This window comes from Photobacterium nomapromontoriensis (genome assembly GCF_050336815.1).
GTDB lineage: Bacteria > Pseudomonadota > Gammaproteobacteria > Enterobacterales > Vibrionaceae > Photobacterium > Photobacterium nomapromontoriensis.
The window spans coordinates 1-15,779 of sequence record NZ_JAKJSL010000072.1 but is presented as its reverse complement, the minus strand read 5'-3'; the positions used below and the strand labels follow the sequence as shown (position 1 = coordinate 15,779).

At 47.2% G+C, this 15,779-nt stretch carries 12 protein-coding genes; 11 read left to right on the top strand and 1 reads right to left on the bottom strand.

Annotated elements, in window-relative coordinates; translation table 11 throughout:
- From L4D12_RS24570 to rpoC, 9 genes are all read left to right on the top strand, one after another.
- Positions 1-349, top strand: a 349-nt coding sequence (locus tag L4D12_RS24570) for an EF-Tu C-terminal domain-related protein (RefSeq protein WP_489685953.1), incomplete at its 5' end; no start/stop codon positions are given.
- Between the two features lie 217 nt (positions 350-566).
- Positions 567-944, top strand: coding sequence for a preprotein translocase subunit SecE (gene secE, locus L4D12_RS24565; RefSeq protein WP_428450459.1), 378 nt, complete (start codon positions 567-569; stop codon positions 942-944).
- A gap of 11 nt (positions 945-955) precedes the next feature.
- The gene (gene nusG / locus L4D12_RS24560; RefSeq protein WP_428450458.1) at positions 956-1,501 is read left to right on the top strand and encodes a transcription termination/antitermination protein NusG; all 546 of its coding nucleotides are present in this window, start codon (positions 956-958) and stop codon (positions 1,499-1,501) included.
- 124 nt (positions 1,502-1,625) lie between these two features.
- Positions 1,626-2,054 (top strand): 50S ribosomal protein L11, encoded by a 429-nt coding sequence (gene rplK / locus L4D12_RS24555; RefSeq protein ID WP_428450457.1) that lies wholly within the window; start codon positions 1,626-1,628, stop codon positions 2,052-2,054.
- Positions 2,055-2,058: 4 nt separating this feature from the next.
- On the top strand, positions 2,059-2,763 hold the full coding sequence (rplA, locus tag L4D12_RS24550) for a 50S ribosomal protein L1 (protein WP_428450456.1): 705 nt from the start codon (positions 2,059-2,061) through the stop codon (positions 2,761-2,763).
- A gap of 258 nt (positions 2,764-3,021) precedes the next feature.
- Positions 3,022-3,516: a 50S ribosomal protein L10 gene (rplJ, locus tag L4D12_RS24545; RefSeq protein WP_428450455.1), complete on the top strand. Its 495-nt coding sequence runs from the start codon at positions 3,022-3,024 to the stop codon at positions 3,514-3,516.
- A 59-nt stretch (positions 3,517-3,575) separates the two neighbouring features.
- The gene (gene rplL, locus L4D12_RS24540) at positions 3,576-3,941 is read left to right on the top strand and encodes a 50S ribosomal protein L7/L12 (RefSeq protein ID WP_428450454.1); all 366 of its coding nucleotides are present in this window, start codon (positions 3,576-3,578) and stop codon (positions 3,939-3,941) included.
- A 220-nt stretch (positions 3,942-4,161) separates the two neighbouring features.
- Entirely contained in the window at positions 4,162-8,187 is a 4,026-nt protein-coding gene (gene rpoB / locus L4D12_RS24535) for a DNA-directed RNA polymerase subunit beta (protein ID WP_428450453.1), read from the top strand.
- 99 nt (positions 8,188-8,286) lie between these two features.
- Entirely contained in the window at positions 8,287-12,501 is a 4,215-nt protein-coding gene (gene rpoC / locus L4D12_RS24530; RefSeq protein WP_428450452.1) for a DNA-directed RNA polymerase subunit beta', read from the top strand.
- Positions 12,502-12,706: 205 nt separating this feature from the next.
- On the opposite strand, the gene rsd is transcribed toward rpoC, so the two are convergent.
- The gene (gene rsd, locus L4D12_RS24525; protein WP_428450451.1) at positions 12,707-13,189 is read right to left on the bottom strand and encodes a sigma D regulator; all 483 of its coding nucleotides are present in this window, start codon (positions 13,187-13,189) and stop codon (positions 12,707-12,709) included.
- A gap of 155 nt (positions 13,190-13,344) precedes the next feature.
- Between rsd and nudC the strand changes: the two genes are divergently transcribed.
- Complete coding sequence (nudC, locus tag L4D12_RS24520; RefSeq protein WP_428450450.1) at positions 13,345-14,112, top strand: NAD(+) diphosphatase; 768 nt, start codon at positions 13,345-13,347, stop codon at positions 14,110-14,112.
- 236 nt (positions 14,113-14,348) lie between these two features.
- On the top strand, positions 14,349-15,416 hold the full coding sequence (gene hemE / locus L4D12_RS24515; RefSeq protein ID WP_428450449.1) for a uroporphyrinogen decarboxylase: 1,068 nt from the start codon (positions 14,349-14,351) through the stop codon (positions 15,414-15,416).
- Positions 15,417-15,779: the final 363 nt, after the last annotated feature.

Here is a 15,779-nt window from a genome sequence, read left to right as displayed (position 1 = left end):
ACGTGGTACTAAGCGTGACGAAGTTGAGCGTGGTCAGGTTCTTGCTAAGCCAGGTTCAATCACTCCACACACTACTTTCACTTCAGAAATCTATGTTCTTTCTAAAGATGAAGGCGGCCGTCACACTCCTTTCTTCAAAGGTTACCGTCCACAGTTCTACTTCCGTACAACTGACGTGACTGGTACTATCGAACTGCCAGAAGGCGTTGAGATGGTAATGCCTGGTGATAACATTTCTATGACTGTTACTCTAATCGCGCCAATCGCGATGGACGAAGGTCTACGTTTTGCTATCCGTGAAGGCGGCCGTACTGTAGGTGCGGGTGTTGTTGCTACAATCGTTGAATAATATTTGACGACAAGGCACAAAAAAGGGCATCATTTGATGCCCTTTTTCTGCGCTGTTGCCTGAAGTAGTGTGTTTTTTGCTCAGGTTGGCGAGAAAAACATTTTATTGATGTGAAGTTTTGTATTTGTAATTAAAGACTTAGTGCTTTCCTTCATTATCGGCCTCGCAAATGCGGGGTTAATTTCGTCTATATTGAGACTAGTTACAGGTTGGTTGTATGAAAGCGAATGCCGAAAACCAAAGCAGCTCTAACAATATGGATGGCCTGAAATGGGTCGCCGTATTTGCTTTGCTAGCTGCCGCTGTGGTTGGTAATTACCTGTACAGTGATGTTCCTGTCGTGTTTCGTGCCGCTGCTGTTGTTGTCCTTGTGGCAGTAGCAGGTGGTATTGCTGCACTGACAGCCAAAGGTAAAACCGCGATTGCGTTTGCTCGCGAATCGCGCATGGAAGTCCGCAAGGTAGTATGGCCTACTCGTCAGGAAGCTACGCAGACAACCTTTATCGTTCTAGCAGTCACTGTAGTTATGGCGTTAGCCTTGTGGGGTATCGACGGCATTATGGTCCGTCTAGTCCGCCTAGTTACCGGTGTGTGAGGTAAGAGTTCATGAGCGAAGCTCCAAAAAAACGATGGTATGTTGTACAAGCTTTCTCTGGTTTTGAAGGCCGAGTAGCACAGTCCCTACGTGAGCATATCAAAATGCATGGCATGGAAGAGCACTTTGAAGAGGTTTTAGTACCTACTGAGGAAGTGGTTGAAATGCGTGCAGGCCAGCGCCGTAAGAGTGAACGTAAGTTCTTCCCTGGTTACGTGTTGGTTCAGATGGTGATGAACGACGAGACATGGCATCTGGTACGCAGTATCCCTCGTGTAATGGGGTTCATCGGTGGTACATCTGACCGTCCGGCTCCTATCTCTGATAAAGAGGCAGATGCGATTCTTAACCGACTTCAGCAGGCGAGTGAATCTCCGGTTCACAAAACTGTCTTTGAGCCAGGTGAAGTTGTACGTGTTACCGATGGCCCATTTGCCGACTTTAATGGTGTCGTTGAACAAGTTGATTACGACAAGAGCCGCGTGAAAGTGTCTGTATCGATCTTCGGTCGTGCTACGCCTGTCGAACTTGAATTCGGCCAGGTAGAAAAAAGCTGATTAATAAACGGTCAGCTTTTATTGTCAAGGGCGTGAAATTGGACTATAATTTCGCGCCCTTTCGTTAGACGGGGAGTCTGTTTTTTAGAAGCAGACGTTTGAACCCAAAATTAGGTATATAGCAATGGCTAAAAAAGTAGAAGCGTACATCAAGCTGCAGGTTGCAGCTGGTGCAGCAAACCCAAGTCCACCGGTTGGTCCAGCTCTTGGTCAACATGGTGTGAACATCATGGAATTCTGTAAGGCGTTCAATGCTAAAACTGATTCATTGGAGAAAGGTCTACCTACTCCAGTAGTAATCACTGTTTACAGCGACCGCTCTTTCACGTTCATTACTAAGACTCCTCCTGCTGCTGTTCTTCTTAAGAAAGCTGCTGGCGTTAAGTCTGGTTCTGGCCGTCCAAACACTGAGAAAGTTGGTACTGTTACTGACGCTCAGATCCAAGAGATCGCAGAAACTAAAGCTGCGGACATGACGGGTGCTGACATCGACGCTCTTAAGCGTTCGATTGCTGGTACTGCTCGTTCAATGGGTCTAGTGGTAGAGGGTTAAGACAATGGCAAAACTTACTAAGCGTATGCGCGTAATCCGCGACAAAGTTGATTCTTCTCGTGAGTATGATATCAACGAAGCTATTGCTCTTCTTAAAGAACTAGCTACTGCTAAATTCACAGAAAGCGTTGACGTTGCTGTTAATCTTGGCATCGATGCACGTAAATCTGACCAGAACGTACGTGGCGCAACTGTGCTACCACACGGTACTGGCCGTGACATCCGCGTTGCGGTATTCACTCAGGGTGCAAACGCTGAAGCTGCTAAAGAAGCTGGTGCTGATCTAGTGGGTATGGAAGATCTTGCTGAGCAAGTGAAGAAAGGCGAAATGAACTTCGACGTAGTTATCGCATCTCCAGATGCAATGCGCGTTGTTGGTCAGCTAGGTACCATTCTTGGTCCTCGCGGTCTTATGCCAAACCCTAAAGTTGGTACTGTGACTCCTAACGTTGCTGAAGCAGTTAAGAATGCTAAAGCGGGTCAGGTTCGTTACCGTAACGACAAAAACGGCATCATCCACACTACTATCGGTAAAGTGGACTTCGATGCTGCTCAACTAAAAGAGAACCTAGAGTCTCTTCTAGTTGCACTGAAGAAAGCGAAGCCTTCTTCAGCGAAAGGTACTTTCGTTAAGAAAGTAAGCATCTCTACCACTATGGGTGCAGGTGTAGCGCTAGACCAGAATACTCTGGACGCTAACGCAAACTAATTTGCAGAAGCGTCAGATTAGTGTATAATCTGGCGTTTCCGAATTCATGGCTGAGGTCACAACGTAAGTTGTGACCTCCGTCAAAGACCGTAGGCGTCGAAATCTTCGGATTTCAGACTTAATATCACCTACGTAGACGGTGCCAGAACATGATTGATGTAAGTCTTTCTTGGATCTGCGCCGTAAAAGCTCTCCTGTCATACTGGCAGTGAGTGGTGTAAATACTGGGGTAACCCAGAAAATCCAGGAGCAAATCCAATGGCTTTAAATCTTCAAGACAAAAAAGCAATTGTTGCTGAAGTCAACGAAGCTGCCAATGGTGCCCTGTCTGCAGTTGTTGCTGACTCTCGTGGCGTTGCTGTGGGTGCGATGACTTCTCTGCGTAAACTTGCTCGTGAAAACGGCGTTTACCTGAAAGTTGTTCGTAACACTCTAGCACGTCGTGCTGTTGAAGGTACTGATTTCGAATGTCTTACTGAGACTTTCGTAGGTCCTTCACTGATTGGTTTCTCTAATGAGCACCCAGGTGCTGCAGCGCGTCTTTTCAAAGACTTCGCTAAAGAGAACAAAAATTTCGAGATCAAAGCTGCTGCATTCGAAGGCGCTGTTGCTAACGTTGATGTACTAGCAACTCTACCAACATACGACGAAGCGATTGCACGCCTAATGATGTGCATGAAAGAAGCGTCTGCTGGTAAGTTGGTTCGTACTATCGCAGCTGTACGTGATCAGAAAGAAGAAGCTGCTGCTTAATTGCAGTGCTTTATCTGATTACTATTTAAACTATTTGTTGATTTTTAAAGAGAATTGTTATGTCTATCACTAACGAGCAAATCCTAGACGCAGTTGCAGAAATGTCTGTAATGCAAGTTGTTGAGCTAATCGAAGCAATGGAAGAGAAATTCGGTGTTTCTGCTGCAGCTGCAGTAGTAGCAGGCGGCGCAGCAGCAGAAGCTGCTGAAGAGCAAACTGAATTCGACGTAATCCTAACAGCTGCTGGCGCTAACAAAGTACAGGTTATCAAAGCTGTACGTGGCGCAACTGGCCTAGGTCTTAAAGAAGCTAAAGCTGTAGTTGACAACGCTCCTTCTGCTCTTAAAGAAGGCGTTGACAAAGCAGAAGCTGAAGCTCTTAAAGCTCAGCTAGAAGAAGCTGGTGCTTCTGTTGAAATTAAGTAATAATTACTTAGTTTCTTAGCCTTAATTGGCTAATGGCTGGTGGCAAAAATGCCACCGGCCTTTTTGCGCTGTAGGGTATTGGTGTTTTCACATTGTTTTCCAACCGTTATCCAAGCAAAAGCAGTTCTGGATCCCAGACTGTTCCACAATAAACAGTGTTACTAGTCACTGCTCCTCGTTTTGAGCAGTTTGGATCACTTATCAGCGATCTGAGGAACCTATGGTTTACTCTTATACCGAGAAAAAGCGTATCCGTAAGGATTTTGGTAAGCGTCCACAAGTGTTGGACATACCATACTTGCTGTCGATCCAGCTTGAGTCTTTTAAAAAATTCATCGAGCAGGATCCTGAAGGGCACTACGGTCTTGAAGCTGCCTTCCGTTCTGTTTTTCCGATTCAGAGCTATAACGGCAATTCCGAGCTGCAATACGTTAGCTATCGTCTCGGTGAGCCGGTCTTCGATGTTAAAGAATGTCAGATTCGTGGCGTAACTTATTCTGCGCCTCTTCGCGTGAAGCTACGTCTTGTCATGTATGATAAAGACGCACCAGCTGGCACCGTAAAAGACATTAAAGAACAAGAAGTTTACATGGGCGAAATTCCGCTCATGACAGATAACGGTACATTCGTTATTAACGGTACCGAGAGGGTTATCGTATCCCAGCTACACCGTAGCCCGGGTGTCTTCTTTGACAGCGATAAGGGTAAAACCCACTCCTCAGGTAAAGTGCTTTATAACGCACGCGTAATCCCTTACCGTGGTTCATGGTTGGATTTCGAATTTGATCCTAAGGACAGCGTTTTTGTCCGTATCGACCGTCGTCGTAAGCTACCGGCTTCTATTATCTTACGTGCATTAGGTTACACCTCTGAGCAGATTCTTGACATGTTCTTCGAAAAAGTAAACTTCGAAGTACAAGGCAAGTCTTTGGTTATGGAACTTGTGCCTGATCGTCTACGTGGTGAAACTGCAAGCTTCGACATTGAAGCGAACGGTACCGTATACGTAGAACAAGGCCGTCGTATCACAGCTCGCCATATTCGTCAGCTGTCAAAAGACGGTGTTGATCACATTGAAGTCCCTGTTGAATACATCGTGGGTAAGATTTCGGCACGTGATTACGTGAACGAAGATACTGGCGAATTGATTGCAGCAGCGAACCAAGAATTGAGCCTAGAGACATTGGCTATGCTTTCTCAAGCAGGCTATAAGTCACTAGAAGTTCTGTTCACTAATGATCTGGATTTTGGTCCGTACATGTCAGACACCCTACGTGTTGACAGTACAACTGACCGCCTGAGTGCGCTAGTTGAAATCTACCGCATGATGCGCCCTGGTGAGCCGCCAACACGTGAAGCAGCAGAGCAGCTTTTTGAAAGCTTGTTCTTCTCTGAAGATCGTTATGATCTTTCCGCTGTGGGCCGTATGAAGTTCAACAGCTCTTTGGGCCGTGAAGAAACTACGGGTGCTGGTATCCTTGACCATGCTGATATCATCGACGTAATGCGTCGTCTAATCGATATCCGTAATGGTAAAGGTGAAGTGGACGATATCGACCACCTAGGCAACCGTCGTATCCGTTCTGTTGGTGAAATGGCAGAAAACCAATTCCGTGTTGGTCTTGTGCGTGTTGAGCGTGCTGTGAAAGAGCGTCTAAGCCTAGGCGATCTTGATGCAGTTATGCCTCAGGATTTGATCAACGCTAAGCCTATTTCTGCGGCAGTAAAAGAGTTCTTTGGCTCTTCTCAGCTGTCTCAGTTTATGGATCAGAACAACCCGCTGTCAGAAGTTACTCACAAACGTCGTATCTCGGCGCTTGGTCCAGGTGGTCTGACTCGTGAGCGTGCTGGCTTTGAAGTTCGAGACGTACACGCGACCCACTACGGTCGTCTATGTCCTATCGAAACGCCAGAAGGTCCAAACATCGGTTTGATCAACTCACTGTCAGCATTTGCGCAGTGTAACCCTTACGGCTTCTTGGAAACTCCATACCGTAAAGTTATCGATGGTAAGGTAACCGAAGAAATCGACTACCTATCAGCTATCGAAGAAGGTCATTATGTTATTGCACAGGCAAACGCCGTGCTTAACGAAGACGGTTCATTTGCTGACGAACTGATCACTGCTCGTCAGAAAGGTGAATCAGGTCTGCACCCACGCGACCATGTTCAATACATGGACGTTGCAACCAATCAGGTTGTATCGGTGGCAGCCTCACTGATCCCGTTCCTTGAACACGATGATGCTAACCGTGCCCTTATGGGTGCGAACATGCAACGTCAGGCTGTTCCAACTATCCGTGCTGATAAGCCGCTAGTAGGTACAGGTATCGAGCGTAACGTAGCCGTTGACTCCGGTGTAACAGCCGTAGCGAAACGTGGCGGTATGGTTCAGTCTGTAGATGCATCTCGTATCGTTATCAAAGTTAACGAAGACGAGTTAGTACCGGGTGAAGCTGGTATCGATATCTACAACCTGACTAAGTACACCCGTTCTAACCAGAACACTTGTATCAACCAGCGTCCAACTGTGATGCCGGGTGAACCTGTTGCTCGTGGTGATGTACTTGCTGATGGTCCTTCAACCGACCTCGGTGAGCTAGCCCTTGGCCAGAACATGCGTATCGCGTTCATGCCTTGGAACGGTTACAACTTCGAAGACTCCATCTTGGTTTCTGAGCGTGTTGTACAGGAAGATCGCCTGACAACAATCCACATTCAAGAGCTATCTTGTGTGGCGCGTGACACTAAGCTCGGTTCAGAAGAGATCACAGCGGATATCCCTAACGTGGGTGAAGCTGCACTGTCTAAGCTGGATGAGTCAGGTATCGTTTACATCGGTGCTGAAGTTAAGGGTGGCGACATCCTAGTTGGTAAGGTGACACCTAAGGGTGAAACTCAGCTGACTCCTGAAGAGAAGCTACTACGTGCTATCTTCGGTGAAAAAGCGTCTGACGTGAAAGACTCTTCACTACGTGTACCAAACTCTGTGTCTGGTACGATCATCGACGTTCAGGTATTTACCCGCGATGGCGTAGAAAAAGACAAGCGTGCGCTTGAAATTGAAGAGATGCAGCTGAAAGAAGCGAAGAAAGATATCACAGAAGAATTCCAGATCCTTGAGGGTGGTCTTCTTGCTCGTGTTCGTACGCTTCTACTTGCAGCTGGTTACAGCGAAGACAAGCTGCTTTCAATGGATCGCGAAAAGCTATTCGCACAGACGTTGGATGACGAAGGTCAGCAGAATCTACTTGAGCAGCTTGCTGAGCAGTATGACGAGCTGAAAGCTGAGTTCGATAAGAAGTTTGAAACCAAGCGTCGTAAGATCACTCAGGGTGATGACCTAGCGCCAGGCGTACTTAAGATTGTTAAAGTATACCTAGCGGTTAAGCGTCGTATCCAGCCTGGTGATAAGATGGCAGGTCGTCACGGTAACAAGGGTGTTATCTCTAAGATCAACCCTGTTGAAGACATGCCATACGATGAAAAAGGTCAGACAGTTGATATCGTACTGAACCCACTGGGTGTACCGTCTCGTATGAACATCGGTCAGATCCTGGAGACTCACTTGGGTCTTGCAGCGAAAGGTATCGGTGACAAACTTAACGAGATGCTAAAAGAGCAGCAGGAACTGCATCAGTTCCGTAACTTCCTGCAGAAAGTCTACGATCTTGGTGATACTCGCCAGAATGTTGATATTGCAGAGCTAAGTGATGCTGAAGTACGCACTCTGGTTCAGAACCTGCGTAAAGGTCTACCAATCGCGACACCTGTCTTTGACGGTGCGCCAGAGTCTTCTATCAAGGAGCTTCTGAAGTTGGGTGATCTGCCAGAATCTGGTCAGCTGACATTGTTTGACGGTCGCACCGGTGAGAAGTTTGAGCGTCCTGTAACCGTTGGTTACATGTACATGCTGAAACTGAACCACTTGGTTGATGACAAGATGCATGCCCGTTCTACCGGTTCTTATAGCCTTGTTACTCAGCAGCCGCTGGGTGGTAAAGCGCAGTTCGGTGGTCAGCGTTTCGGTGAGATGGAAGTGTGGGCACTAGAAGCATACGGTGCAGCATACACCCTACAGGAAATGCTAACTGTTAAGTCGGATGACGTTAACGGCCGTACGAAGATGTATAAGAACATCGTCGATGGCGACCATCGTATGGAACCTGGTATGCCGGAATCATTCAACGTATTGTTGAAAGAAATCCGCTCGTTGGGTATCAACATCGAGCTGGAAGACGAATAAGTCTAGGTTCATACCACGATTTATTAGTTACTCCGGTATAAATATGAAGGCGCCAGTAGACTGGCGCCTTTATGGGTCAACTCCTCACAGGAGCCGAATGTGAAAGACTTACTTAAGTTTCTGAAAGCACAGCATAAGACTGAAGAATTTGATGCTATCAAAATCGGTCTTGCGTCACCTGACATGATCCGTTCATGGTCTTTTGGTGAAGTGAAAAAGCCAGAAACCATTAACTACCGTACCTTCAAGCCTGAGCGTGACGGCCTTTTCTGTGCACGTATCTTTGGCCCGGTAAAAGACTACGAGTGTCTTTGTGGCAAATATAAGCGCCTGAAGCACCGTGGTGTAATTTGTGAAAAATGTGGTGTTGAAGTTACTCAGACCAAAGTACGCCGTGAGCGTATGGGTCACATCGAGTTAGCTTCTCCAGTTGCCCACATCTGGTTCCTAAAGTCACTACCGTCTCGTATCGGTCTGTTGATGGATATGCCACTACGTGATATCGAACGTGTACTTTACTTCGAATCTTACGTTGTTATCGAACCAGGTATGACCAACCTTGAGCGTAGCCAGCTGCTTTCTGAAGAGCAGTACTTGGATGCACTTGAAGAGTGGGGCGACGAGTTCGACGCGAAGATGGGTGCTGAAGCTGTTCAAGCATTGCTTGGCAACATGGACCTGAACGCAGAAATCGAACTAATGCGCGAAGAGTTGGAAGAAACTAACTCTGAAACCAAGCGTAAGAAACTGACCAAGCGTTTGAAGCTTGTAGAAGCATTCTTGCAGTCAGGTAACAACCCTGAGTGGATGATCCTGTCTGTTCTGCCAGTACTACCGCCGGATCTACGTCCGTTGGTACCACTAGACGGCGGCCGTTTCGCGACTTCAGATTTGAACGATCTGTACCGTCGTGTTATCAACCGTAATAACCGTCTGAAGCGTCTACTGGATCTAGCAGCTCCTGATATTATCGTACGTAACGAAAAGCGTATGCTTCAGGAATCTGTTGATGCATTGCTTGATAACGGTCGTCGTGGCCGCGCTATTACGGGCTCTAACAAGCGTCCTCTGAAATCTTTGGCTGATATGATCAAAGGTAAGCAGGGTCGTTTCCGTCAGAACCTTCTTGGTAAGCGTGTAGACTACTCAGGTCGTTCTGTTATCACCGTAGGTCCTTACCTGCGTCTGCATCAGTGTGGTCTTCCTAAGAAGATGGCACTTGAGCTATTTAAGCCATTCATCTATGGCAAGCTAGAAACTCGTGGCCTGGCGACGACAATCAAAGCTGCTAAGAAAATGGTAGAGCGCGAAGAAGCGGTTGTTTGGGATATCCTAGACGAAGTGATTCGTGAACACCCAGTAATGCTTAACCGTGCACCAACATTGCACCGTCTAGGTATTCAGGCATTTGAACCAGTACTGATCGAAGGTAAAGCGATTCAGCTTCACCCACTAGTGTGTGCGGCATACAACGCCGACTTCGATGGTGACCAGATGGCGGTACACGTACCTCTAACTCTGGAAGCACAGCTTGAAGCTCGTGCACTGATGATGTCAACCAACAACATCCTATCGCCAGCGTCTGGTGATCCGATCATCGTACCTTCTCAGGACGTTGTATTGGGTCTTTACTACATGACGCGTGATCGTATCAACGCGAAGGGTGAAGGCATGTATCTAGCAGGCTCTGCGGAAGCTGAAAAAGCTTACCTAACAGGCAATGCTGAGCTACATACCCGTGTTAAAGTGCGTATCACTGAGTTCGTGAAAGACGAGCAGGGTAACCTGGTTGAAAATACACAGCTTGTTGACACCACTGTTGGTCGTGCAATGCTATGGAAGATCGTACCTAAAGGTCTGCCATTCAGCCTAGTTAACACTGAAGCGCTGGGTAAAAAGCAAATTTCTAAGCTACTGAACACGTGTTACCGTGAATTGGGCATGAAAGAGACAGTCGTCTTTGCTGACCAAATCATGTACACAGGTTTTGCTTATGCAGCACTATCAGGTGTGTCTGTTGGTATCGACGATATGGTCATCCCAGAGGCAAAATACACCAAGATTGCAGAAGCCGAAGCAGAAGTTGCAGAGATTCAAGAGCAGTTCCAGTCAGGTCTTGTAACTGCTGGCGAACGTTATAACAAAGTTATCGATATCTGGGCGACAGCGAACGAACAAGTTGCTAAAGCGATGATGGATAACCTGTCTTTCGACACCGTTATTAACCGTGATGGCGAAGAAGAGCAGCAGAAATCGTTCAACAGCGTATACATGATGGCCGACTCTGGTGCGCGTGGTTCTGCCGCTCAGATCCGTCAGCTTGCGGGTATGCGTGGTCTGATGGCTAAGCCGGATGGCTCAATCATCGAAACACCGATCACGGCAAACTTCCGTGAAGGTCTGAACGTACTTCAGTACTTTATCTCAACGCACGGTGCTCGTAAGGGTCTTGCGGATACGGCATTGAAGACGGCGAACTCTGGTTACCTAACGCGTCGTCTAGTAGACGTTGCACAGGATGTGGTTATCACCACTGATGACTGTGGTACGCACGCTGGCATGACCATGATGCCGTTGATTGAAGGTGGTGATGTTAAAGAACCACTACGTGATCGCGTTCTTGGTCGTGTGGTTGCTGAAGATGTAATGAAGCCTGGTACTGAAGAAGTGCTTGCGCCTCGTAATACCCTTCTTGATGAGAAGTGGTGTGACATCCTTGAAGCAAACTCTGTTGACCTTGTTAAAGTACGTTCTGTAGTAACGTGTGAAAACGACTTCGGTTGCTGTAAGTTCTGTTACGGTCGTGACCTTGCTCGTGGTCACCTAGTGAACCAAGGTGAAGCGGTTGGTGTTGTTGCAGCACAGTCAATCGGTGAACCGGGTACACAGCTGACAATGCGTACGTTCCACATCGGTGGTGCAGCATCTGCAGCCGCTGCGGAAAACAGCATTCAGGTTAAGAACAACGGTTCTGTGAAACTGCAGAATGCTAAGTTCGTAATTAACAACGACGGCAAGCTAGTTATCACGTCTCGTGCGTCTGAAATGACCATCATTGATGAGTTAGGTCGTACGAAAGAGAACTACAAACTGCCATACGGTTCTCACCTAACTAAGGGTGACGGTCAGGATGTTGCAGCTGGCGAAGTTATCGCTAACTGGGATCCGCACACAATGCCGATCATCACTGAAGTGGGCGGTCGTATCCAGTTTGTTGACCTGATTGATGGTGTAACTGTTTCTCGTCAAACTGATGAGCTAACAGGCCTGTCTATGATCACTGTACTTGACGCTGCAGAGCGAACTGGTGCAGGTAAAGACATGCGTCCAACCGTTAAGCTGGTTGACGAAAAGGGTCATGATGTAATGATCGCTGGTACCGAAATCCCAGCTCAGTACTTCCTACCTGGTAAAGCAATTATCCAGCTAGAAGACGGTGCAATGGTTGGTATCGGTGATACGCTTGCGCGTATTCCTCAGGCATCCAAAGGTACTAAAGATATTACCGGTGGTCTGCCACGCGTAGCTGACTTGTTCGAAGCGCGTAAGCCGAAAGAGCCTGCAATCCTTGCTGAAGTCACAGGTACTGTATCGTTCGGTAAAGAGACCAAAGGTAAGCGTCGTCTTATCATCACGCCTGCAGAAGGCAACGTATACGAAGAAATGGTTCCTAAGTGGCGCCAGTTGAACGTATTCGAAGGTGATAAGGTTGAGAAAGGTGATGTTATCGCTGACGGTCCAGAAGCTCCGCACGATATCTTGCGTCTACGTGGTGTTCACGCAGTGGCAGATTATATCGTGAACGAAGTTCAGGAAGTTTACCGTCTCCAGGGCGTTAAGATTAACGATAAGCACATTGAAACGATTATTCGTCAAATGCTGCGTAAAGTTACTATTACGGTTGCTGGTGATTCAGACTTCCTACCAGGCGAGCAGGTTGAGTACTCTCGTGTGACTATCGCTAACCGTAAGCTTGAAGCTGACGGTAAGTTGATTGCTTCTTACGAGCGCGATCTTCTTGGTATTACTAAGGCATCGCTAGCAACTGAATCGTTCATCTCAGCGGCATCGTTCCAGGAAACGACGCGCGTACTAACTGAAGCTGCGGTTTCTGGTAAGCGTGACGAACTGCGCGGTCTGAAAGAGAACGTAATCGTTGGTCGTCTGATCCCTGCTGGTACTGGTTTTGCGTACCATCAGAACCGTCAGCGTCAGCGTGATGCAGAGCTAGAGCCTATTGCTCCTCAGGTAGATGCAGAGCAAGCATCGCAAGATCTTGCCGCACTACTGAATGCAGGTCTAAACGACGACTAAGTATTAGTTATCGGCTTTGATTTGAAAAGGGTACCTTCGGGTACCCTTTTTTATTATCTGCGATTAATTACCGTGAAATGATAATGACTGTGCTTGCCATGTTTGGGCATTGATGAGATTCGGTTGAGGGCGTATAACAGATATCAAAAACTGACGAGCCCAATTGTGATAATTGGGCAAGGAAATAAAAATGGTCAGATTGGATTTAGGCGCCGGGCGGGCAGGCCAAGCTTTCGCTGATCAATGCAATTAAGCGGTCTTCAAGAGCGAAGCGTATCTCAATCAGCTCACCAATGCCTGATAAATCACTATCGAAATCAGGTAGTTCATCATCTGCAGTGATCTCTGTGTACTTCTCGGTAAAATTGAGGAGTGGATCGGTGGTTTGGGTGATTTGCATATAGAGTTGGGAAATATCTTCGGTTGGTGAATAGCCCGTGGCATTCCATCGTTCCATGACCATATCGTAGATTTTGAAGTGGCCTTCAGAAATATAATCAACCAGTTGTTGGCTGAAAAGTTGAAGCTGGGAGGTTGTAGGAAGCTGGCGATCATTGGATTTGAACGGCGGAAGGCCGGCTAATTTGCAGTAGTCGATTAGCAGTTGCTGCCTCGACATCAGCCAGTGATCAATCACGTCGCTGGTGCCACCCCATTGCTTTTGTACTTGCTCGAATTTACTTAGCATGACCATGCCCTCATGATCTACAGTACCGAGACAGGGTACTGGAAACGATACCTGTCAATCTCTTAGAAAAGAGAACCTTGGATTACGGATTCACTTCCGTATTATGTTTAGATTGCCAGTAAAAACGATACCCTGCAAGGATGGATGTGACATTGATGTTAAATAAACAAGAATTAGCGTATTGGTGCATCGTTAAAGAACGGTGTTTATACCTTGAAAATCAAATACTTCCTTTTAAACGCACGAGCGATCTCAATTTTGATACGGAAGGAGCTCGTCTGATCGGCCGTTATCGTGAATTTCCTGTGTATTGGCTAGAAGCCCCTCTCGAGACCAGTGGCGTGGATTTTTATAGTCAGAGAGAATTACTTTCTGTTGAGGCGGAACTGTTCCAGCTCGCGGGACGTGCAACCCAGTTGTCCCACATGTTGCACACTCAACGCTATTGTTCTCACTGCGGTGCAGTGTGCCAGTATAGTGACGACGAAATCGCCATGGTGTGTACGAGCTGCCAGACACCACATTATCCCCGAGTGTCTCCCTGTGTGATCGTGGCCGTGCGTAAGGATAATAAAATACTCCTAGCTCAGCATCCTCGACATAAAACCGGAATGTACACGGTGATCGCCGGATTTGTGGAAGCTGGTGAAACATTGGAACAATGTGTTGCTCGGGAAATAAAAGAAGAGACAGGAATAGAGGTCGATAATATCCGCTATTTTGGCAGTCAGCCATGGGCATTTCCATCAAACTTAATGATGGGATTTCTAGCTGATTATGCCAGTGGTGACTTGAAGCCGGATTATACTGAGTTGACCGATGCAATCTGGGCGACAAGGGATACGTTACCAGAGGTTGCGCCGGAGGGAACTATTGCACGATCTTTGATTGATCATACATTGATCCTGATGGCAGAAAAATAGCATAAAGAATAAAAAAACCCTCCGTAAGGAGGGATAAGGTGCAGTTATTTTGCCTTCTACAAGCAAAGTCATTGTTATTATTGCTAGCGCGCAGTTTTTGTATCACGAGAAGGATCCTGACCGCAATTATGCTGGCCTGATTGTTACCATAAACATGATCCGGTTAACAAATGGCCTGTTTTGTTGGTGGTTTAGGGTGATACAATACTAGATAGAATAAAACCATGGAGTTCCTGATGAGCGAATTAAAGAATGACCGTTACCTACGTGCCCTGCTGAAGCAGTCGGTTGATTGCACCCCAGTATGGATGATGCGCCAGGCTGGCCGTTATTTGCCTGAGTACCGTGCAACACGTAGTGTCGCGGGAGACTTCATGTCGCTGTGCAAAAATGCTGAATTGGCCAGTGAGGTGACCTTACAGCCGCTGCGTCGTTTCCCTTTGGATGCAGCGATCCTGTTTTCGGATATCCTGACTATCCCTGATGCAATGGGACTGGGTTTGTATTTTGAAGCGGGAGAAGGACCAAAATTTGAACGTCCGATCACCTGTAAAGCCGATGTTGATAAAATTGGTCTGCCGGATCCTGAAGGCGAGCTGCAGTATGTCATGAATGCAGTGCGTCAGATCCGTAAAGATCTCCAAGGCGAAGTGCCATTAATTGGCTTCTCAGGTAGCCCATGGACACTGGCGACATATATGGTGGAAGGTGGCAGCTCAAAGGCCTTCACTAAGATCAAAAAGATGATGTATGCCGAGCCACAGACACTGCATTTGCTGTTGGATAAGCTGGCAGACAGCGTGACTGAGTATTTGAATGCTCAGATTAAAGCTGGTGCTCAGTCTGTTATGGTATTTGATACTTGGGGTGGTGTGCTGACACCTCGAGATTACAACGAGTTCTCCCTGCGTTACATGCACAAGATCGTTGATGGCTTGATCCGTGAAAACGAAGGTCGTCGTGTACCCGTTACCCTGTTCACTAAAAATGGCGGCATGTGGCTAGAGCAAATAGCTGCAACAGGTTGTGATGCTGTGGGTTTGGATTGGACCATCAATATCGCCGATGCGAAAGCTCGTATTGGTGACAAAGTTGCTTTGCAAGGCAATATGGATCCATCCATGCTGTACGCTCAGCCTGAACGTATTCGCCAAGAAGTCGCCACCATCCTAGATGAATTCGGTGACGCGGGTACCGGTCACGTATTCAATTTGGGTCACGGTATTCACCTCGACGTGCCGCCAGAAAATGCTGGCGTGTTTGTGGATGCGGTGCACGAGTTGTCTAAGCCATACCACAAATAACTGTTTTTAGGGACGAGTATCAAGGTACGAGTTGCTAGGAAGAGCGGCCTTAGGAACGAGTATTAAGGTACGAGTCTTGAGGAAGAGCGAAGATATAAAGATTAGAACCCATGCCGTTTTCGGTGTGGGTTTTTGTTTGCCCAGCGAAGCTGGCAAACCCGTCAGGTTGCAAGAAACCTGAATCACCCCGACTGAGGGGAAGATAATCCGAATCGCAAGGGCGTTGCTGGCCAACGGCAGGGTCTGAAGGAAGCGATAGGAAGTTAACAGTACACAACGAAAGTGAACCTGATTCGGCAGTCTAGGTGGGTAAGCGTGCAAAATAGCGCAAAGCCCCATACTCAGTCAGACCTATGCTGTGCT